At 37.2% G+C, this 21,519-nt stretch carries 21 protein-coding genes and 1 riboswitch; of the genes, 8 read left to right on the top strand and 13 right to left on the bottom strand.

The genetic code is table 11. The features are described 5' to 3' along the window. Positions 1–113: 113 nt before the first annotated feature. Complete coding sequence (locus tag CZ490_RS17305) at positions 114–1,454, bottom strand: GntP family permease (RefSeq protein ID WP_077620077.1); 1,341 nt, start codon at positions 1,452–1,454, stop codon at positions 114–116. Positions 1,455–1,527: 73 nt separating this feature from the next. Continuing rightward, positions 1,528–2,424, bottom strand: a complete 897-nt coding sequence (gene gnd, locus CZ490_RS17300; RefSeq protein WP_077620076.1) for a phosphogluconate dehydrogenase (NAD(+)-dependent, decarboxylating) — start codon at positions 2,422–2,424, stop codon at positions 1,528–1,530. Positions 2,425–2,576: 152 nt separating this feature from the next. Here gnd and CZ490_RS17295 point away from each other — a divergent pair, with 152 nt between their 5' ends. The 4 genes from CZ490_RS17295 (at position 2,577) to CZ490_RS17280 (ending at position 5,270) form a co-directional block, all read left to right on the top strand. Beyond that, on the top strand, positions 2,577–3,431 hold the full coding sequence (locus CZ490_RS17295; protein WP_077620075.1) for a MurR/RpiR family transcriptional regulator: 855 nt from the start codon (positions 2,577–2,579) through the stop codon (positions 3,429–3,431). A 332-nt stretch (positions 3,432–3,763) separates the two neighbouring features. Next, positions 3,764–4,246 carry a glutathione peroxidase gene (locus CZ490_RS17290; protein WP_077620074.1) on the top strand — a complete coding sequence of 161 codons (483 nt, stop codon included), beginning with the start codon at positions 3,764–3,766 and terminating at the stop codon, positions 4,244–4,246. A gap of 5 nt (positions 4,247–4,251) precedes the next feature. Continuing rightward, complete coding sequence (locus CZ490_RS17285) at positions 4,252–4,710, top strand: MarR family winged helix-turn-helix transcriptional regulator (RefSeq protein WP_407639792.1); 459 nt, start codon at positions 4,252–4,254, stop codon at positions 4,708–4,710. A 137-nt stretch (positions 4,711–4,847) separates the two neighbouring features. Further along, complete coding sequence (locus CZ490_RS17280; protein ID WP_077620072.1) at positions 4,848–5,270, top strand: organic hydroperoxide resistance protein; 423 nt, start codon at positions 4,848–4,850, stop codon at positions 5,268–5,270. A gap of 95 nt (positions 5,271–5,365) precedes the next feature. On the opposite strand, the gene CZ490_RS17275 is transcribed toward CZ490_RS17280, so the two are convergent. From CZ490_RS17275 to rluF, 3 genes are all read right to left on the bottom strand, one after another. Then, positions 5,366–5,842, bottom strand: coding sequence for a PAS domain-containing protein (locus CZ490_RS17275; RefSeq protein WP_077620071.1), 477 nt, complete (start codon positions 5,840–5,842; stop codon positions 5,366–5,368). Between the two features lie 699 nt (positions 5,843–6,541). Then, on the bottom strand, positions 6,542–7,006 hold the full coding sequence (locus CZ490_RS17270) for a hypothetical protein (RefSeq protein WP_077620070.1): 465 nt from the start codon (positions 7,004–7,006) through the stop codon (positions 6,542–6,544). Between the two features lie 256 nt (positions 7,007–7,262). Beyond that, entirely contained in the window at positions 7,263–7,970 is a 708-nt protein-coding gene (rluF, locus tag CZ490_RS17265) for a 23S rRNA pseudouridine(2604) synthase RluF (RefSeq protein ID WP_077620069.1), read from the bottom strand. A gap of 282 nt (positions 7,971–8,252) precedes the next feature. Here rluF and CZ490_RS17260 point away from each other — a divergent pair, with 282 nt between their 5' ends. Further along, complete coding sequence (locus tag CZ490_RS17260; protein WP_077620068.1) at positions 8,253–9,485, top strand: endo-1,4-beta-xylanase; 1,233 nt, start codon at positions 8,253–8,255, stop codon at positions 9,483–9,485. A 109-nt stretch (positions 9,486–9,594) separates the two neighbouring features. Here the strand turns inward: CZ490_RS17260 and CZ490_RS17255 are convergent, their stop codons facing one another. Together CZ490_RS17255 and CZ490_RS17250 are read right to left on the bottom strand one after the other, a co-directional pair. Then, complete coding sequence (locus tag CZ490_RS17255; RefSeq protein WP_077620067.1) at positions 9,595–10,047, bottom strand: staygreen family protein; 453 nt, start codon at positions 10,045–10,047, stop codon at positions 9,595–9,597. Positions 10,048–10,164: 117 nt separating this feature from the next. Then, positions 10,165–11,007 carry a LysM peptidoglycan-binding and 3D domain-containing protein gene (locus tag CZ490_RS17250; protein ID WP_077620066.1) on the bottom strand — a complete coding sequence of 281 codons (843 nt, stop codon included), beginning with the start codon at positions 11,005–11,007 and terminating at the stop codon, positions 10,165–10,167. Between the two features lie 240 nt (positions 11,008–11,247). Between CZ490_RS17250 and CZ490_RS17245 the strand changes: the two genes are divergently transcribed. Next, positions 11,248–11,583, top strand: a complete 336-nt coding sequence (locus CZ490_RS17245) for a zinc ribbon domain-containing protein YjdM (protein WP_077620065.1) — start codon at positions 11,248–11,250, stop codon at positions 11,581–11,583. Positions 11,584–11,698: 115 nt separating this feature from the next. On the opposite strand, the gene adhP is transcribed toward CZ490_RS17245, so the two are convergent. Then, a complete protein-coding gene (gene adhP / locus CZ490_RS17240) occupies positions 11,699–12,733 on the bottom strand; it encodes an alcohol dehydrogenase AdhP (RefSeq protein ID WP_077620064.1) in 1,035 nt (344 codons plus the stop codon). Positions 12,734–13,294: 561 nt separating this feature from the next. Here adhP and CZ490_RS17235 point away from each other — a divergent pair. After that, positions 13,295–14,581 (top strand): SLC45 family MFS transporter, encoded by a 1,287-nt coding sequence (locus tag CZ490_RS17235; RefSeq protein WP_077621104.1) that lies wholly within the window; start codon positions 13,295–13,297, stop codon positions 14,579–14,581. Between the two features lie 143 nt (positions 14,582–14,724). On the opposite strand, the gene CZ490_RS17230 is transcribed toward CZ490_RS17235, so the two are convergent. The 5 genes from CZ490_RS17230 to CZ490_RS17210 form a co-directional block, all read right to left on the bottom strand. Beyond that, positions 14,725–15,627 (bottom strand): EamA family transporter, encoded by a 903-nt coding sequence (locus tag CZ490_RS17230; RefSeq protein ID WP_077620063.1) that lies wholly within the window; start codon positions 15,625–15,627, stop codon positions 14,725–14,727. Positions 15,628–15,765: 138 nt separating this feature from the next. Then, positions 15,766–16,440 (bottom strand): methionine ABC transporter permease, encoded by a 675-nt coding sequence (locus CZ490_RS17225; RefSeq protein WP_077620062.1) that lies wholly within the window; start codon positions 16,438–16,440, stop codon positions 15,766–15,768. Further along, positions 16,412–17,452: a methionine ABC transporter ATP-binding protein gene (locus tag CZ490_RS17220; protein WP_077620061.1), complete on the bottom strand. Its 1,041-nt coding sequence runs from the start codon at positions 17,450–17,452 to the stop codon at positions 16,412–16,414. The genes CZ490_RS17225 and CZ490_RS17220 overlap by 29 nt, the downstream gene beginning before the upstream one ends. A gap of 86 nt (positions 17,453–17,538) precedes the next feature. Then, positions 17,539–18,369 (bottom strand): MetQ/NlpA family ABC transporter substrate-binding protein, encoded by an 831-nt coding sequence (locus CZ490_RS17215; protein WP_077620060.1) that lies wholly within the window; start codon positions 18,367–18,369, stop codon positions 17,539–17,541. Between the two features lie 39 nt (positions 18,370–18,408). Beyond that, positions 18,409–19,518 carry an iron-containing alcohol dehydrogenase family protein gene (locus CZ490_RS17210; RefSeq protein WP_077620059.1) on the bottom strand — a complete coding sequence of 370 codons (1,110 nt, stop codon included), beginning with the start codon at positions 19,516–19,518 and terminating at the stop codon, positions 18,409–18,411. An 85-nt stretch (positions 19,519–19,603) separates the two neighbouring features. Beyond that, positions 19,604–19,722, bottom strand: a riboswitch (SAM riboswitch). A 290-nt stretch (positions 19,723–20,012) separates the two neighbouring features. Here CZ490_RS17210 and CZ490_RS17205 point away from each other — a divergent pair. Then, positions 20,013–21,476: a multicopper oxidase family protein gene (locus CZ490_RS17205; RefSeq protein WP_234987256.1), complete on the top strand. Its 1,464-nt coding sequence runs from the start codon at positions 20,013–20,015 to the stop codon at positions 21,474–21,476. The last annotated feature ends 43 nt before the right edge of the window (positions 21,477–21,519 follow it).

The raw sequence follows: 21,519 nt of genomic DNA, 5'->3' as shown, positions 1-21,519 counted from the left end.
ATGTAATTAACTAAAAGGATCACATGTCCACCAAAGAAGGCCAAAGATTTTAAGATAAAACAAAATAAGTCCTTCACCGCCACAAGGAGAAGGACTTACCTAGCAAGATAGTACTATATAAATATTCCAATAATCAGTGCTACACTAACGCCAACTAATCCAATAAGCGTTTCCATCACTGTCCAAGATTTTAATGTATCTTTTACACTCAATCCGAAGTAGCGTCCAACTAACCAGAAACCAGAGTCATTGACGTGAGATAACACAGTTGCACCTGATGCGATAGCAATAACGAGCAAGCCAAGTACGGGGCCTTCCATTTCCAGCATCTGAATCAGTGGGGCCATTAATCCAGCTGCAGTAACCATAGATACAGTTGCTGAACCTTGTGCAACACGAACAGCTGCAGCAATTAAAAAGGCAAGTAAAATTGGAGGTAAAGGAGAACCAGCCATCATTTCTCCTAGTACTTCACCTACACCTGAATCAATCAATACTTGTTTGAAAACGCCACCGGCACCTGTTACAAGAATGATAATCCCAGCAGGCTCTAACGCTTTCGTTGCAATGTCTTGTACTTCTTGACGAGAGTAACCGCGTTTTGTCCCAAGGAAAATGAAAGTTAAGATTGTTGCTATTGTTAACGCCACAAAAGGGTGCCCAAGAAAGGTTAAAATGACTCTGATAATATGACCTTCTTCCAATAACACACCGGAAACAGTATTAAATAAAATTAATACTAAAGGAATCAAGATTAAAAAAGATATTAATTTAAAGCTAGGTAATTCTTTATCGTACTCAATATCTTCCAAGTTCATATAATCTGGAACCATAACATGTAACTTTTTTGAAATGTATTTTGCGAATAATGGACCAGAAATGATCATTGCAGGGATACCAGCAATTGCACCAAACAGAATTACCCAACCAAGATCTGCTCCAATTAAATCAGCAACCGCAATTGGTCCTGGAGTTGGCGGGATAAAGCTATGTGTAACAGCCAAACCTGCTAATAAGGGAATTCCATAGTAAAGCAAGGACTTTCCTGTTTTCTTTGCTAACCCATAAACAATTGGAACTAAAATAATAAAACCAACATCGAAGAAAACGGGGATCGCGACTAGGAAACCAGTAATACCTAGTGCCCATTGCGATTTATCTTCACCGAATTTTTTTATTAGTGTTTGTGCTAATCTTTCTGCACCACCAGAGACCTCAAGCATTTGTCCAAACATTGCACCCAAACCAACAACAACGGCAACGAAACCTAGGGTTCCTCCCATCCCGCGTTCGATTGAGCTAACAACCTCATTCAATGGCATGCCTGCTGCAATCCCAACAAGTAAACTAACTAATAATAATGCTACAAATGCATGTAATTTTGTTCGAATGACTAAAAATAATAGAAGGAAAATTCCTGCTAAAGCAATCAGAATTAACATCTGGTCTGACATGATGTTTCACTACCTTTCATGTGAATGTAATAATTTTCAAGTAAAAACAGAAACCATAAAGTTAGTAATTGATTTAATTTTTTATGATGTCATGTCCGCCGAACTCATTTCGAAGGGCGGCAACAACCTTTCCAGTAAACGTATCCGCTTCTAGGGAACGATAGCGCATCATCAATGCCATTGTAATGACGGGAGCGGCTGTTTGAAGGTCAAGCGCTGTTTCAACTGTCCATTTCCCTTCACCAGAAGATTGCATAATTCCTTTTATTCCTTCGAGTCTGGCATCTTTGGAGAAGGCGTTTTCAGTGAGTTCCATTAACCATGAGCGAATAACTGAGCCATTATTCCACACTCTTGCGACTTTTTCATAGTCATAATCGAAATCACTTTTTTCTAAAATCTCAAAGCCTTCCGCAATCGCTTGCATCATGCCATATTCTATTCCGTTATGGACCATTTTTAAAAAGTGCCCACTACCAGCCTGACCGGAGTAGAGGTATCCATTTTGTACAGTTAAGTCACGGAAGATCTGTTCAATTTCAAGAAAGGCCTCAGCATTTCCGCCAATCATCGTACAAGCACCGTTTCGAGCTCCATCAACTCCGCCACTCGTGCCACAGTCGAAAAAGTGAATGCCCTTTTCAGCACAGCGTTCATTGCGCTTTATCGAGTCTTGATAATGAGCATTCCCGCCATCAATGATTCGGTCTCCTTCTTCAAGTAGGGGAAGTAGTTCTTCAATAACGGCCTCAGTGATTTTTCCGGCAGGAACCATCATCCAAACAGTTCTAGGTGTTGTTAATTGACTTACGAGGTTTTTTATCGAATCTGCCTCCTGTGCTCCTTCGGAGGAAATGTTTTTCACCGCTTCCGGATTTACATCATACGCCACAACATTATACTTTTTATCCAATAAATTTAGACTAAGTTGATATCCCATTTTTCCTAATCCAATTATTCCGATTTGCACTTCTTATCATCCTAACTTTCTTCGAAATAAATTTTCCTGTCATGTCTATTATAAGAAAAAAATTTCTTTATGCAACCGTTTTCGAAAAAATATTTTTTCTTATAGCATTTTTTAGTATAATAAAAAAAAAGCCCTTATCAGGAGAGAAGTACATGAAAAGTCAACAAAAGCCTTGTTTAGTGACGATTCGTACACTATATCCAAGATTCAGTGTGACCGAAAGAAAAATTGCTGATTATATATTAAAATACCCAAACAGAATAATTCATTCATCCATTAACCAAGTAGCAGAGGATTTAAGTGTGGCAGACTCAACTGTTTTTCGTTTTTGTAAGCGGTTAGGCTACAAAGGGTATCAGGCAATGAAAATTGCGCTTGCTTCAGAAATCGTTTCGCCTACAGAGAATATTCATGAAAAGGTTGAGGTACAAGATACCGTTGATACCATTGCTTCCAAAGTATTTCAAGCGAATATGAAAACACTTGAGGAAACATTATTGATCACGGATGAGGAACGATTGCAAGTAGCGGTAGACACGTTATTAGCTGCAGAGTCCATAAAGTTTTTTGGCAGTGGGGGATCAAGTGTTGTGGCACTTGATGGCTACCACAAGTTTTTGCGAACGGGCTTAAAAGTAAATACGGTGCTTGATAGTCATTTCCAACTTGGGGAAGCGTCACAGATGAATGAGAGAGATTGTGCTATACTCATTTCGCATTCAGGATCATCGAGAGATATTCTGCAAATTCTAAATGTAGTTAAATCTACAGGTGCAAAAACAATATCGATAACAAATCATGCAAAATCGCCATTAAGTACGGGTGTTAGTATTCCTCTCTATACAGTTTCTGAGGAAACTACCTATCGCCCAGAGGCACTGTCTTCACGAATTGCCCAGCTTACGTTAATCGATGCATTGTATGTAAATATTATGATAAAAAGGGGAAAAGCGGGGCAAGAAGCATTGGAGAAGATGCGTGAAGCGATTATTGTGAAGCGGATATAGAATTGCCTTTTATGGGATTCCTTGATTTTATTTATGAGTGACTTAGGGTTAATAATTGATCTCAAGAATAATTAGCTTTGATTAAATAATCTAGTTTGTAAATTTTATTTAATCAGATATGGTGAACCGTATACAGTTGTTGAGATTATTTCTATAGAAATGAAACTGAACGAGTAAAAGGTTAGAGCAACTGATTAGATAGATGAGGAAAACCGTACCATAAGTAGGTGCGGTTTTTTATTTTGAACACTTACTTTTAAACTTGAAATCTTTTTATTAATCGTGTACGATTTAATCACAATCGATTTAATTAGTGACAAGGGGGTAACATAATGAAGACAGTTTATGACTTTACTATAAAGAAAACAAATGGTGAAAGAAGGTCATTGAAAGACTTTGAAGGGAAAACATTGCTTATTGTGAATACTGCTAGTAAGTGCGGGCTATCGGGTCAATTTAAAGAGCTACAAGAATTATATGAAAAGTATAATGAGCAAGGGCTAGAGATATTAGGATTCCCCTGTAGCCAATTTAACAATCAAGAATTTGATGACATTGGAGAAACAACTGAATTTTGTCAGTTAAATTATGGGGTAACCTTCCCTATGTTTGCGAAAATCGATGTGAACGGAGAAGAAGAAGAACCGTTATTTACGTTTCTGAAAGCTCAAAAAGGCGGTATTCTTTCAAAAAATATAAAGTGGAATTTCACAAAGTTTCTTGTCGATAAAAATGGAAAAGTTGTAGATCGTTATGCACCGACTACAGAACCTAGTAAAATAGAGAGTGAAATAAAGAAGCAGTTATCATTGTAAAAAGGATGAGCATATTGAAAGACTTTTTAACTCTAGAAAATCAGCTTTGCTTCTCAATCTATGAAGTGAGTAGTCAATTTAATAAATTATATTCAAAAGTACTTCATTCCTTTGGTCTCACCTACCCACAATATTTAGCCTTATTAGTACTTTGGGAAAAGGACGGACTTACCGTAAAGGAATTAGGTGAAAGATTAAAATTAGGTACTGGAACCTTAACACCAATGATTAAAAGGATGGAGGAAAATAGTTGGGTAAAAAAAGAACGCTCAACTATCGATGAACGGAGGGTCTCGATTTTTCTTCAACCGAAAGCTAAAAAGGAAAAACAAGCGATAATAGAAAGCATTGCTGCTCAGGTTAATTCATGCAACATAGAATTTGAAGAGTATGCGAACTTAATGAGTCAATTAAGTATTCTTCAAATGAAGTTAAAGCAAAAAAATGAAAACCAAAGTAAGTAAAGAACAAATATAATCGGTAAATGTTTAAGAAGCATCTTGGCTTACCAGCATACACAAGGATAATCAACCAAAGTGTATAAATGCCTACGTTATGAAAATGATAAATACGATTATGAGCTAATTAGGAGATGATAGTTATGTCAGAAATTTTATTTACGTCAACTGCGACAGCCAGTGGAGGAAGAGAAGGAAGAGTTCAATCATCAGATCAGGTTATTAGCTTAGATACAGCTATGCCAGGAAGTCCAAGAGCTAAAAAGTTGGAAAATGCAACTAATCCAGAACAATTATTTGCGGCTGGATATGCTGCTTGTTTCGACAGTGCATTACAATTAGTTGCTAGAAAAGAACGTGTAAAGTTTGAATCGGAAGTCACTGCAAATGTTAGTTTGACTAAAGATGAAGCAGACCAAGGTTTTAAGTTAGCCGTTACTTTGCAAGTAAAGGGAACTAATGTTGATAAAGAGCAGTTAGAAGATCTAGTTCATAAAGCACATCAAGTATGTCCTTACTCTAAAGCAACAAGAGGGAATATTGATGTTACTCTAGAAGTTCATTAATAAACTGTAGAATTTTGTTTAAATAAATACATCCACTAAAAAACACATTGAACTTTCATTTCAATGTGTTTTTTATGGTTGAGAGCTTCTTTCTATCAAGGTGTCACAGCTATAAATTCATCAATCGTTTCGGGGGTGTGTTTACCTTCTTTTCCTTGGAAAAGGTCGATATTAACGGTCACATCCATACATCCAAGGTATTTTCCGTTTTCATCCCGTACAGCCATAAACTTTTGGTAGATTTGACCGGTTTCTTCTCCGGAGCGTTTTGGAAACCAAAATTCCCAATCGTCGCGTGCTCCTGAACGGAAATCATTCAACAATTTTTCAACGTGATGAGCCATTCTTGGGTGAAGCTCAAGCACATTGCGACCAATTGCTTCTTTACGACGGCCATGGACGCGGTTAGGATTATTTGAATACCAGCGGAAAATATCGTTAGCATCGCAAAAACCCATTTCGAAAGGTAGTAGATTAATAATCGAATCCAACGTGCTCGCTTTAATTGCGCCAGTTTCAAAGTTTATGATAGCTTCAGGACTAATTAATTCAGACAATTTATTTTCATTCATTTAGAACACTCCTTTATGAGAGGATATTGGAATAGTAAAGAAAAAAACCTCACTTTAGGTGAATATTATCTATCTTTATTAATAATGATAGCATTTATAATAATGCTGGATTGTGATTTATCTCACAAGATAGACTTTAATTAATACTTGTTCCTTACATTTGAGGGCCCTTCATTTTATCTGCTTTTAAAGCATAGTAAGCTTTGGACAGAAGTCGAGGAAAAAGGTGGGGTTGAGTCTGAAGTCGGGTGGACTTCAGACAGGGGCCAGGGAAAAAGGCGAGGTAGAGTCCGAAGCTGAGTAAACTTCGGACAGGGGCCGCGTAAAAAGGCGTTGTTGAGTCCGAAGCCGAGTAAACCTCGGACAGGAGCCGCGTGAAAAAACGATGATGTGGCCGAAGGAGCTCTGACGATTACAAAAATATAAAATTATGTAAAATAGGAATCACTTGTTTTTCCAAAGGCATTAAAGTTTTTCTTTAAACTCTGCAAAATTTCCTTTTCGATAAATTAACGTTGCACCACTCATAAATATCTGTGGTCTTAAACTTTCGTTCAGGGAATAATAGGTGAAATTCCTTAATGTTGCGTAGAATAGCATCTTCTATAGTTTCAGGCTCTCCACACTTATCACAAACAAAAATATTGTTTTGTAAAGAAACCAGAAAGGAACTACAAAATTTACAGTAAATTTTCTTTTTTAGGTGTTCATATTGGTAGCTGGGTACATGTGATCTTGTTCAAGATTCCAATCATTATGATGAATTCGGGGAAAGCCCCTTAGGAAAATCCAATTAATGGATCGTTCACAGATTTTTAGTTCTGGAAAAGCTTCTAATGAGTATTGCTCGATTATTGGACTCCAAGATGTGCCACTCCGCTTATCTAGCCAACGAACAAACTCTTTTAGTTGGTACAGAAAAATTTCTACTTCTTGTTCGGTTGGTGAAAGTTTGATGTGATCGGGATAAAAGGAGAAAATGAATAATTCCCAGAATGAGGCCGGACATTGTTTCCAAGAGGGTGGGCAGTCATCTTCTATGTAGTGGGTCATGAATTTTGAAATGATACGAAGAAACTCATTGCGCTTTTTGTCAGAGGGTTTCTCTTTCTTGTAGGCAATAAAATCCTTTCCATAATACTCAAGGAGTCCGCGATACCTCATTTCAAATTCTTTTGGACATAAGTTAAATCAACTCACTTTCATAGTTTTTAGGGATACTTGAAATATTAAAAAGAGAAAACGGGGTTATCCCATTTCCTCTTTTATTGTAATGAGTTACTATGTCTATCGCAATAACTATTTTACATAAATTGACATTTAACTATATGCATAGTAAATATAGTAGGGATAGAACTTTTATGCCTCTTTCTTGGAAAGACAGACTAAGAAGTGGAATATCATCTCTAGTTGGGCACTTTTACCATTCTTTTGGCTCATAGTCTAGTTCTCTAAATAACTGAGTTCGTTCTTTCTTAGACAAGTCTCTCCATTGACCAGGGGGTAGGTTTCCCAAATGAATATTCATGATTCGAATTCTTTGCAATCGGTAAACGTCGTATCCTAATTCCGCGCACATGCGGCGAATTTGGCGGTTTAGCCCCTGTGTTAAAATAATCCGAAATTCAAACTTTGATAATTGAACAACTTCACAAGGAAGAGTTTTCGTATCTAATATTTTGACACCCTCAGACATTCTCTTTAAGAATTCCGGAGTAATTGTCTTATCAACTGAAACAATATATTCCTTCTCATGCCTATTTTCAGAGCGTAGAATCTCATTAACAATGTCACCATCGTTCGTAAGAAGTATTAAGCCTTCCGAATCCTTATCCAGACGCCCAATATTAAATATCCTTAATGGGTGATTAACTAAATCAACAATATTCCCCTTAACCCCTTTTTCTGTTGTGCTTGTAATGCCTACAGGCTTATTTAGGGCAATATAGACGTTATTCCTTGCCACTCGAATTTGGTTTCCATCCACTCGAACGTCATCTCCAGGTTCAACCTGGCTACCTATTGTTGCACGCTTACCATTAATAGTAACTCTACCATCGGTGATTAATTTATCTGCACCTCGTCTAGATGCTTTTCCAGATTCACTTATATATTTATTAATACGCATGTTAACACAACCTTAATCAGATGATTGTTTTATTAGATACTAACTATACTTTATTTTATAGGTGAATGACAAACTCATATTTAGATATAACGGATATAGGAAAAAGGATAGTTTGGGGACTAAAGCATAATAGGAATCATATTTAGGATAACAATACCTTTATTTTTTTAAACAAAAAGTATAGTCTACTTTGTTTTCTTGCTGGAAGAAGCTTGCTAAGATTAAGACAATAAAAGAAAGCGTTTTCTTAAAAGAACCTTTTTAAAAAATGGAGGTAAATGAATGAGGCAATCGAATCGACTGGCACACCGTATGAATAGTAAAACTATAAAACTTGTAGATGTATCTGGAAACCCTATCGTAAGAGAGGAAATCGAAATTAAACAGACTAATCATAAGTTCCTATTTGGTAGCGGGATATTTGATGTAATCGATGTAGCAAATAAAAATGTATCAGCAAACAGACTTGCGTTTCAGGAAGCAAAGGTGGAGAAGTTCTTAGATGTATTTAATGCTGCTACATTACCTTTCTATTGGGGGATGTTTGAACCTGAAAAAGGAAAACCGCGAACAAAGGAACTAAAGGAAGCTGCTCAGTGGTTAAAAGAAAGAAACGTCACTGTAAAAGGACATCCACTTTGTTGGCATACCTTAACTGCTCCATGGCTTCTTGATATGAGCAATGAAGAGATCCTTGAAGCACAGTTTGCTAGAATTGAACGTGATGTACTAGACTTCAAAGGGCTCATTGATATGTGGGATGTAATCAATGAAGTGGTGATCATGCCAATCTTTGATAAGTATGATAATGGCATTACAAGAATCAGTAAAGACCTTGGTCGTGTTGGTATTATAAAAGAAATGTTTGCAAAAACACGTGAAATCAATCCAGGTGCAACTCTATTATTAAATGACTTTAACACGACTATTAATTATGAAATCTTAATAGATGGTTGTTTAAACGCGGGTATCCAAATTGATGCAATTGGTATTCAGTCACATCAACATCAAGGATACTGGGGGCGTGAAAAGCTAGAAGAAGTATTAGAACGTTTCTCACAGTTCGGATTACCACTCCATTTTACAGAAAACACATTGCCATCAGGCCATATAATGCCAGCAGAAATTGTAGATTTGAATGATTATCAGATTCCTGAATGGCCATCTACACCAGAATTCGAAGAACGTCAGGCTAAAGAGGTAGAGGAAATGTATTCTATTTTGTTTGAACATCCTCTTGTTGAATCGATTACGAACTGGTCGTTTAGTGATGACGGTGCATGGCTTGGAGCTCCTGCTGGGTTTATTAGAAAGGATAACAGTCCTAAACCGGCTTACGAGGTTTTAAAGAAATTAATAAAAGGTGACTGGTATACAAATATAACTACTAAAACGGATGACGCAGGCATGGTGTCAATTGAAGGATTCCTTGGTGACTATGAGATTTTATATGGTGGAAAGAAGGTAAACTTCAAATTGGATAAGGACACAGATACAGAACAGGTTGTCCTCTAAATGAAAAAGCTATTCCATGTTGATGGGATAGCTTTTTTAAAGGGTTCCATAGGTAGGTTTGACTGCAAAGAGAAGAAACACTTATCCAGGACAATTGGATAGAAGATCTTTAGACTGCAAATCGTTTAAAGGCTCCCCAATTTTCCTGCCTAGCAAACTGGGGATAGGAGGAATTAAAGTGAATAATGATAGGAGAGTCATTTAAAAAGGGAAAAGCGTTAAACAAAAATCGATCACCATATCTAATAGCAGTTAAAGCAAGGGGGAGTTCACGTCTAAATATTTCATTTCGTTTAGCAGAAGTGGTTGGGTCGTATTCACCTTGATCTATATATACATACACAGAATAACAAAGATAACCTCCACTTACTCCCCATTCGCCTAATACTTCATCCCTTGTAGGATTGATTTTATTCCATGCATATTGAGTACCGATAGTTAAAAAAAGCTGTGCAGTTTCATCGGAATGTGTAAGTGTATATCGTCTTGGAAAAAGAGGTTCGGTGGCTGTAGTACCATCGAAGTATTCTACTGTTAACTTTTCAGGAGTAAATTTACTCAAAGAATAGCTCAACTCCAATCGTTTATAAAATATTATGCTGTTGTCGTTTGATTATATCTCTATATATAAGTACAAGACCCTTTACTTTTAAAGGGTCTTGTTATTCAAAATCTATTATTAGTCTAAAATCGTTACTTTAACTTGTTTTACACCGAAATTGATTGCATCCTGTTTAGATGGGATAAAGACATCAATTTTGTTTCCTTTAATCGCTCCACCGGTATCGCCAGCAATCGCTTCTCCGTATCCTTCTACATACACTTTGCTGCCAAGAGGGATAACAGACGGATCTACTGAAATAACCTTCGCATCTGGATTATCCTTAAGGTTAAGACCTGTTGACGTAATGCCGGAACATCCTTCACATGAAGCTGTATAAGCAGTAGCTGTTACAGTGACTTCCTTTGCGCTTGCATCATTAGTTGGTGTAGGTGGCGCTTCAGGTTTACTTGTTTCCTTTTCTGTTTTTGCAGCGGGTACTGCTGGTTTACTTGTCACTTGCTCTTGGGTTTTAGGAGTTGTTACTGCATGTATATTTTCCTTGACTGAGCCTGCATTTGTCTGTACAGGTTTTTCAGCATTGGTACTAGCAGTAGTTGATTTTACTTCTTCAAAGATTACTAGATTTAGATCTGGATGAATGAGATCGGTATGTAATTGATTCCATTCTTTAATTTGTGAAACAGATACTTGATGGGCCATTGCTATATCCCATAATGTATCACCTTGCTTAACTGAATATTGTTTTTTATTTGCTATTGTTAGTTCATCACCAGGATGAATGAGATCTGAAGTAAGGTAATTTACCATTTTAATATCTTTTACGGTTGTGTTATTTGCTCGTGATAAATCCCAAAGTGTATCACCTTTTTCTACCGTAATTGTAGATGCTTGTACATTAGCACTAACTGTAACTGAGAGTACAGTACCTGCCAAAATTGCTACCATTTTTTTAAGCATTCATTTGCCCTCCATGTTCTTTAGTTGCTAATTTTAACTAATCGTATCATAGATTTTCCGTAGAAAAAGAACAGGCAGGTTTTAAATTAGTTACATCCGTGGCAATTATATTGCAAAAGTATTTCGATTCCAAACTAATTACCTATAAGAATTCTGTTTTCCCAATTATATTGAAAATAATAGAGTAGAAAGTATGATACGATGTATGTGAGATACCAAAATTTACTAGGGGGAGATAATATGAGTACTCTACCAAATTGCCCGAAATGTAATTCCGAATACACATACGAAGATGGAGCACTTCTAGTATGTCCAATATGTAATCATGAGTGGGCGTTGGGCTCGGAAGAAGCAAATGACGACAATAAGGTAATTAAGGATGCTAATGGAAATGTATTAAACGACGGGGATACTGTAACTGTTATTAAAGACCTCAAGGTAAAAGGAAGTTCGTCAGTATTAAAACAGGGTACAAAAGTGAAAAGTATTCGTTTAGTAGAAGGAGACCATAATATCGATTGCAAAATTGAAGGATTTGGAGCAATGAAACTCAAATCTGAATTTGTTAAAAAGTAATTAGGATAGTAAAACCAAGAACTAGGAAATGAAAAAGGCGTCAAAGAATGTACTATTTCTTTGTCGCCTTCAATCCAATTAAACTCTATAAAATGGGTGTAATTTTATCAAGAGATTATGCTTTACACTTGTGCTGTTTAAAGTCAATTACCATGCGACCTTGGATCTTACCTTGCTCCATCTCTTCGAATACATCTTGTACTTCATGTAAACAACGAGTTTGCACAACTGGTACTACTTTACCTTCAGCACCAAATTGGAAAGCCTCTTCTAGATCCTTACGTGTACCAACTAGTGATCCGACTACCTCAATACCGTCTAGAACCAAACGAGGAATATTTAAATCCATTGTTTCAGATGGTAAACCTACTGCGACGACTTTACCACAAGCACGTACAGCATTGACTGCAGAGTTAAATGCAATTTTTGAAACTGCCGTAACCACTGCAGCGTGTGCTCCACCAGTTTGTTCTTGAATAATTGTATCCGCATCTCCTTGGGAGATAGGGTTTATCGTGATATCCGCACCTATTTCTTTTGCTAGTGATAACTTGTCGTCATTGATATCTACTGCTATCACTTTTGCGTTAAATACATGTTTAGCATATTGGATGGCTAGATTACCTAATCCACCACAGCCATAAATAACAATCCATTGACCAGCTTTAATATCAGCAACCTTGATGGCTTTATAGCAAGTAACACCGGCACACGTGATACTACTTGCCTGTGCTGGTTCTAATCCATCAGGTACTTTTACTGCGTAATCAGCGGTTACGATACATTGTTCAGCCATTCCTCCATCAACACTATAACCTGAGTTTTTAACATTACGACAAAATGTTTCTCTACCTGTTACACAATACTCACACCTACCACATGATTGAAACATCCATGCAATACTGACTCTATCGCCAATTTTTAGGCTAGTAACATCTTCAGAAACTTTAGATACGACACCTATTCCTTCATGTCCTAGGATACGGCCATCTACATTACCAAAATCACCGGCAGCAACGTGTAAATCAGTGTGACATACACCACAATACTCAACGTCTACTAAAGCTTCGCCTGATTTTAGTGCGCGTAATTCCTTTTCAATAACTTCAATGTTTGCTCTGTTAGTTGAATTAACTACTACAGCCTTCATGTGCAATCTCTCCCTTGACTAATTGCATTTTGTCTTAACTGTTATAGTGAAGAGTAAATGCTTTACCATTTACAAATTAATAATATCACGGAAATCAGAAAGTATATTGTGAAATATTGAACAATCTTTGAATTGTTATTTAAACTATAAAAGAGGAGGGGAGAAATCCAGATAAATTGGTTAAAGATAGGTTAGAGAGAGTTAATATGGTTGAATTAAGTTGCGTAAAATAAAAAAAGTATGAGTGCAAACGGTTGCGCATAACTTAAATCAATATTATAATAAAGAAATGTTTTTATTGAAGATGTTAAGGCTGTATTACTTTTGTGTTTAATGTAGTTTGTTCATAAGGGTTATTAAATCTGAAACTAAATTGTTTATTAAAGACACTTGAAAACCTTTACTTTTTATGCAAACGATTGCGCAAAAGGTATCTTTCTTAGAAAAAGAAAACAGTATTTAGAGCCTATAGTATTTTAGGAGGTTATTAAGTTGGCAAGTCAACGAGATAAAAATAATGAGGGATCCATTAAACAGCAGTTACCAACACTTCCGATTCATATGATATGGATGATAAGCTTTGGGTTCCTGGGTGTTCAAATGGCATTTTCTTTGCAAAGTTCAAATATGGGTCGTATCTTTCAAACAATTGGTGCTGATCCCCATACATTAGGGTTTTTCTTTATATTACCGCCACTAGCGGGACTGATTGTCCAGCCTCTTGTAGGTTATTTTTCAGATAGAACCTGGATGCCAAGACTTGGCCGCCGTATCCCATATTTACTTGTAGGTGCTATTGTAGCAGTAATTGTGATGTGTTTATTACCTAATGCAGGGAGCTTTGGTTTTGGTCCAGTAGCCGCTCTTACCTTTGGAGCAGTGGCTATTTTGTTTATGGATGTTTCATCAAACGTAGCCATGCAACCATTCAAAATGATGGTTGGTGATATGGTTAATGAGGAACAAAAAGGCTTCGCTTATTCTATACAAAGTTTTCTATCGAATAGTGGTGCAGTGCTAGCTTGTATTTTCCCATTTCTATTAACCATTTTAGGTGTTTCAAACAGTGCTCCAAAAGGAGTTGTACCACAGTCCGTAGTTATTTCCTTCTATGCGGGAGCAGTTATTCTCATTATTTGTAGTCTCTTTACCATACTTAAAGTAAAAGAGTATACACCAGAAGAATACGCTGCTTATCATGGTATTACAAATGAAGATAAAAAAGAAAAAAGTAATGTGTTTACGTTACTTCGTCGTGCTCCAAAAGTATTCTGGACTGTTTCGTTGGTTCAATTATTTTGCTGGATGGGATTTCAGTATTTATGGACGTATGGTACGGGAGCAGTTGCTGAGAACGTGTGGAACACTGTTAATCCTGCTAGCCCAGCATATCAGGAAGCCGGGAACTGGTTCGGAATACTCTCAGCTGTACAATCAATTGCAGCTGTACTTTGGTCACTAGTGTTGGCGCGTGTAGCAAATGATAAACGCAAGACTTGGTATGCACTTAGTTTACTATTAGGTGGAATTGGTTTTGGTTCCGTATTTTTTATGCATAACCAGGTTGCCTTATTTATCTCATTTAGCTTAATTGGTATTGCTTGGGCAGCTATGATGACATTCCCATTTACAATGCTAACAAATGCGTTATCTGGGAAAAATATGGGGATGTATCTAGGTCTTTTTAATGGAAGTATTTGCTTACCACAAATCATTGCCTCATGTATAAGTTTTGCATTGTTCCCAGCGCTCGGTTCATCAATGCCAGGGATGATCTTAATTTCAGGAGTCTTTCTTGTTATAGGGGCGTTATCTGTGTCTACCATTAAGGAAACATATGCTAGATAATATAAAGACAGAGGATTCTTTTGACATACCTTTAAAAAAGGCCTAGTAACATCTTCAAAGATGATTCTAGGCCTTTTCATGTTTCGTTTTTTTTAGCTAAAGTGGTCAGTTACAATTTCATAAAATCTGTAACAGCAAATATGCTACACATCAATGTGTCTACGAACATTATACCTTTTGTTACCAAGTTCATTTATTGCAATTGCTGCTATTATGATCGCTGTACCAAGCCACTGTAGTTCCGTTACTGTTTCTGACAATATGATACTAGCCGATAAAATAGCAATCGGTAATTCAATCGATGTTAATATATTGGCAATTCCACCGGAAACTTGTGGGGCTCCAACTGCATAGAATAATGGGGGAAGGACTGCTCCAAATAGTGAAACCCCAACTGCAGTCGTAAAAAGATTCGTCTCTAAAGGAAATACAGCTGGAATATCTCGGATGAAAACGATCAGTATTAAGATAGTAGACCCAGTAGCCATTATAGTCGTTCGGGTCAACGGGTCGACATCTACCGCGACTTTTCCACTAGCAAAAATAAATCCTGCATAAGTGAATGCAGATAGGATCCCAAAAAGCAGGCCCTTAATTGGTAATCCCTGTATATTGCCACTTACTATATTGGAAGCGAAAAAGACCCCGATTAAGATGGTTACGATGGACAGGACGGTTATAGGAGTAGGTTTTACTTTGCTGAAAATCCACTCCAGAATAATACCAATCCAAACAAACTGAAACATTAAAATAATAGCTAAGGATGCTGGTAAGTATTGCATCGCACCGTAATAAAAGATACTTGTTAATCCGGTAAAACAACCGGTCATCATAATTTGCGGGATATTCTTTTTACTTAGCCCTTTAAAACTTGGGCGTTTAATTAGAGTGATAGACCATAATAACACAGAGGAAATGATCATTTGAACGATATTAATTTGCCCTAGTGAGTAACCGTAGCTAAATCCTAATTTTGCGAAAATAGGTGTAAAACCATAGCAACCTGCACCCAATAATACAAACAATATTCCCTTATTTACTTTCATCATGAAGCCTCCTTGATGCTCAAAACTACTAAACTATTATACTATCATAGAAGGTTGATAGCCTAGTAATGAATTGTTTCCAATAAAAAAACCTAGCGTAGCCATATGCTATTCCACTAGGTTATCGTTATTTTTCTTTTAGTCTTTTTTCAATCGAGCTGCAATTCGATTACCAGCTGATTGAAGTCCTTGAACAAGGATGATTAACAGGATAACGGTTATATACATAACATCCACTTCGTATCGTAGGTGTCCATAACGATAGGCAAGGTCGCCAAGCCCACCGCCACCAACTAATCCTGCCATTGCCGTTGCTCCGATTAATCCGATGGTTGCAATCGTTAATCCGAGAACAATAGACGAACGTGACTCTCTAACTAATACATGCCAAATAATATGTCTTGTCTTGATTCCCATTGCTTCATATGCTTCGATGACTCCACGATCCACTTCCAATAATGCAGTTTCCATTAATCGAGCAATATAAGGAGCAGTGTATACAACTAATGGAACAATTACACCCTTCACACCGATTGATGTGCCTACAATTAGCTTTGTAAAAGGAAGAATAAAGAACAGTAGGATAATGAATGGAATCGAGCGAACGATGTTAATAACGACATTTAGTACTTGATAAACATATTTATTGCCTAACGCTTTTCCTGGACGAGTCAGGACAAGTAATATTCCTAACGGTAACCCAATTATAACAGAGAAGGCTAGGGAAATTCCCACCATTTGAAAGGTTTGGAGAGTAGAGTCCCAAAGGTCAGTACCCCAAAGTTCAAGAAACTCGTTTATTTTTTCCTTCATCTAAATCCACTCCTTCTACCAGTACCTGTTGTTGTTTTAGAAATGATACAGCTTTTTCAATTTCTGCGAAGTCACCTTTTAGGTGAATCAAAAGCTGACCAAATGATTCATCTTTTAATTGGGTAATACTGCCTGATAGGATGTTTGGATAAACATCAAATTTCTTACTTACTAGTGCAAGGGTTGGCTCTCCTGAAGACTCTCCAAAGAAGGATAGGGAAACAACGTGCCCCGTTTCCTTTAAGCTTGTCAGGATATCATTAGGGATATTATGTGAGAATAGGCTATTAACAAATTTTTTCGTTGTAGTATGTTTTGGAGATGTGAAGATATCTCTTGTTTTACCTTCCTCAATTACTTCACCGTTTTCCATTACTGCAACACGGTCACAAACTCTTTGGATGACATTCATTTCGTGGGTAATAAGTAAGATTGTAATTCCAAGCTCACGATTAATTTTTAATAATAATTCAAGAATTGCTTCTGTTGTATCAGGATCCAAGGCACTTGTAGCTTCGTCACTAAGGAGTACCTCTGGTTCATGCGCAAGTGCACGAGCAATCGCTACTCTTTGCTTTTGTCCACCCGATAACTCAGAAGGATAGGCATGGTGCTTATTCTCAAGTCCAACAATTTTTAAGTATTTTGTTACTTTCTCTTCAACTTCCTGTTTACTTAAGCCAGTTAATTTTAACGGAAGTGCAATGTTTTCATATACTGTAGCCGTTTTTAGTAGATTAAAGCCCTGGAATATCATCCCGATTTTTCCGCGTGCTTCTCGAAGTTTTCCAGGTGATAATTTCGTTAAATCAACATCGTTTACGAGTACAGAACCTGTGTCAGGCTTTTCTAATAGGTTTACACAGCGAATAAGAGTACTTTTACCAGCACCACTATAGCCAATTACACCGTATATTTGTCCTTTTTCTACTGAAATTGATACATCCTTTAATGCATCAATTGATCCCTTTTTCCCTATAAAGCTTTTCGAGATTCCTTTAAGTTCGATCATTTGGAAGGTCACTCCTTTTCGTTTAACCAAATTAGCATGAGTGGAGCGATCTCTATAAAATCGCTCCACTCATAGTTGAGAACATATTACCAAGAAGGGATGATAGATCCTTCGAATGTTTCTTCAATATATGCTTTTACTTCATCTGAATGGTATAAATCTAAAAACTTCTGAATAGCTTCGTCGTCTTTATTTTCTGCTCTAACAGCAACTAGGTTTGCAAAAGGTGAATCTTTGGACTCTATAAAAATAGCATCTTTTGAAGGGACAAATCCTGCCTCCATTGCAAAGTTTGTGTTAATTGCTGCTGCATCTAGCTCATCCAACTGGCGAGCAATTTGTGCTGAATCTAGCTCAATGAATTCGTAATTATTAGGGTTTTCTACAATATCTCTCACTGTTGAATTAAGGCCTTTTTCAGGATCTAATTTTAATAACCCAGCTTTTTCAAAGAGTAGAAGGGCACGGCCACTATTTGTTGGATCACTTGGTAATCCAATTTTTGCGCCGTCTTCAAGTTCCTCAATGCCCTTAACGGCTGTTGAGTAGATTCCCATTGGGAACGTAACAGTGTCTCCCACCTTTACCAGGTCAAGATTACGGTCTTCTTTCATAGCTTCAAAGAAAGGCTCAGTTTGGAAACTATTCATATCAATTTCCTTTTCGTCTAGGGCAACGTTAGGCATAACATAATCCGTGAAAACTTTTACCTCAATTTCTAAATCCTCTTCTGCAGCAAGTTCTTTAACTTTTTCTGTAATTTGCTCATGTGGCCCGGCTGTAACTCCTACTACTAACTTGCCATCACTAAGTAATCCGTCTGCTTCTTCTTTAGAACCACTGGAATCACTACCTCCACAGGCTGCTAAAATAGAAATAAGTAATAAAACTGAGATTGATAATAACCATTTTTTCATTATAAAATTCCTCTTTTCTTGGTGTTAGTATTAAATTGATTAAGCATTAATTATTGATTCATAGTTTTCTAGTTTTCTTATTGCCTCTAGTAAACTTTCACTTGTAACAATCGTATCCATGAAATGTATAGATTCTTGGGGAAGGAGAGCTCTATCAATGATTTTTTCTAGAGTTTCTTGATTCTTATAATTAATTCCCAATTGTTTTAAGCTTGCAGGGAAACTCCATTCCTCATACAAATCTAACAGTTTATTCAATTCATCATTTTTTCCTTCAAGGGCAAGTTGAACCAAAATGCCATAGGAAACTAATTCTCCATGTAAAAAGTTCCTAGCTTCCTTTGTCACTGTTAAGGCGTTATGTATGGTGTGGGCACCGGCAATTCTTCCTGCTTTTCCACCAAATCCACCTACCATTCCACCAGTGACGATGATAGCTTCAATAACTCTTGTTAACTCTTCGGAAACGGTGTTATTGAGAGCTGCTTCAATTGCAGCCGTACTGTCCTTAAGAAGTACATCCCGACATATAGCTGCTGAGAATTGAGACACTTTCAGCCAAACAGGGTGTTCTCTGTCCTTATAAAGTGAAGAGACTAAAGCATCAGCTTCATAATACTTTGCTAACGTATCTCCTATACCTGCACGTAGATATTGTATTGGTGCCTCGGCAATCACGGCTGGCTCGACTAGTACAAGGGTATTCGCAACAGGATATTCAGTGTAATGTGTGAACGAACCATTTTCGTCATAGAACACGCTTAGGGGAGTCCATGCTGAACAGGTTGAAGCAATACTCGGTATTAGGATGGATTTAATTCCAGCTTTTACAGCTGAAGCTTTTGCAATATCTAGAGCAGTCCCACCACCGATTCCTATAACCGCATCTGCTGAAGTATTTATCAAGTCTTCTGAAATAGAATCAATTGTTGCTAACGTGCAATGACCTTCTACTGTGGTAAAATTTGTCCCAGCCAATTCCGTTATTTCTTCTGGCCAGTATGGCTGTACAGCGTTCCATGCACGTTTTCCGCATACGATATGAATATTCTTGATATTGAGGTCAGATAAATGTAAACTCAATTCCTTTAATGTTCCTTCACCGATCCGGTAATGACCAGGTGCACCTTTAACAATCGCATTTGACATAGTAATTCCTCCTCTCATCATTTAATAGGAAATAAAAAAACCTCTCATAATGAGAGGTATAATTATACTTGAATAGTAAATACCTCTCTTATCTTCCAAAATACATAGTATTTTGCAGGATTTAGCACCTGTTCATATTTAACGGAAAATATGAATGGTTGCCGGGCTTCACAGGGCCAGTCCCTCTGCCACTCTTTATAAGAGAATAATTATTAAAATTAATATTCTGATATTACCTTTATCTTAATAATAAGTCAAGTGTATTTCTTTAATTTTTTCAGAATCTTTGAGGTTACTAGATATACTAGTTGGTTTCATTAGAAAGAAGTACCACCTGATTAGAGATTTAATGAATCGTGAAGGTTTTGAGTTGTTCTCATAAATGTGTGTCGATTTAATGACAATTTCGGGAACTAAAAAAGACTATGGTAAAATAGTAGAATAAGATAAAATTTCGAAACACCAGTTGAAAGAAAAGAAAGTAGAGGGAGAAATTGAAATTAAATTATAGATTTTTTACAGTATCACTTATGTTACTTGTACTATTAACAGCTTGTGGCAAAGAAGAAATTATGACAAATGTGGGGGAATTAGAGTTTGAACAACCACTAAGGATTCCACCACTTGTGGACCCTACAATTGAACCAGATGGTACCAAAAACTTTATGTTAACCTTGCAAGAAGGAACAACAGAACTACTACCTGGTAAGCTTGCAGACACTCGGGGAATCAACGGATCCTACCTTGGCCCAACGATAAGAGCCTCACGAGGTGACAAAGTTTCTTTTCAAGTTACTAATAATATGAATGAAACATCGACCCTTCATTGGCACGGTATGTTATTACCTGCGGTGATGGATGGAGGTCCACACCAAATGATTGAGGCAGGGGAAACCTGGACGCCGCATTGGACAATTGACCAGCCGTCCGCTACTACTTGGTATCATCCACACTTACACGGTAAAACTGCGGAGCATGTTTATAGTGGACTGGCTGGAATGTTCATTATTGACGATGAGGATTCAAAGAAACTGCCTTCAACCTACGGGGTAGATGATATTCCTCTCATTATACAAGACAAATTGTTTACAGATGATGGGCAGTTAACAATGGATGATGAGGGTATATTTGGTACATTGGGCGATGAAATACTTGTGAATGGAACATATGACCCTTTTCTGAAGGTGACAGCAAGTCAAGTTCGCTTTCGACTTCTCAATGGCTCAAACGCAAGGGCCTATAATTTCGGTTTTTCAGATGACAGGTCGTTTCAACTTGTAGGAAGTGACGCAGGGCTTCTAAACGAGCCAGTAACATTAGATCGTATAATGCTAAGTCCAGGTGAGCGTGCAGAAATTGTAGTTGAATTTGAGCCTGGCGATGAAACGATTCTTCACAGCTATAAGGGGAATGCAGGTTTAGACAATGGGGAATTTGAATTGTTGAAAATTGTTGCAGCTTCAGAGTTAACAGATTCGACTCCAATTGACGGAAAGCTATCAACTGTCCCACCAATTGAGGTACCAGAAGATGCAAGAGTCCGTCAATTTAAACTCACAATGGAGAATAAGATTAATGATAAATTAATGGACATGTACCGAATTGATGAGGTTGTTCCAGCGGGTGCAACAGAAATATGGGAAATAAATAATTTTGGATGGTCTCATAATTTCCATATTCATAATGCAGCTTTTCGAGTATTGGACATAAATGGAAAGGCTCCCTCTGATTACGAGAAGGGAAGGAAGGATACCGTGTTTGTTCCCAATGGTTCAAAGGTGAGAATTGTTGTTGAGTTTGGGGACTATGCCGACCCTAATTTTCCACTTATGTATCACTGCCATTTATTGCTTCATGAGGATCAAGGCATGATGGGGCAGTTCTTATTAGTAGAACCTGGCACTGAGTCACAAGTTCCAACCATTTTGCCTGAAGATGGTAATAATCACGATCATTAATATTGATAGATAATAAGATAGTCAGCCCCCCTAGTTAATAGGA

Origin of the sequence: Litchfieldia sinesaloumensis, assembly GCF_900156865.1 — a bacterium.
Taxonomy (GTDB): Bacteria; Bacillota; Bacilli; order Bacillales; family Bacillaceae_L; genus Ferdinandcohnia; species Ferdinandcohnia sinesaloumensis.
This window is presented reverse-complemented; position numbering and strand designations above follow the sequence as displayed.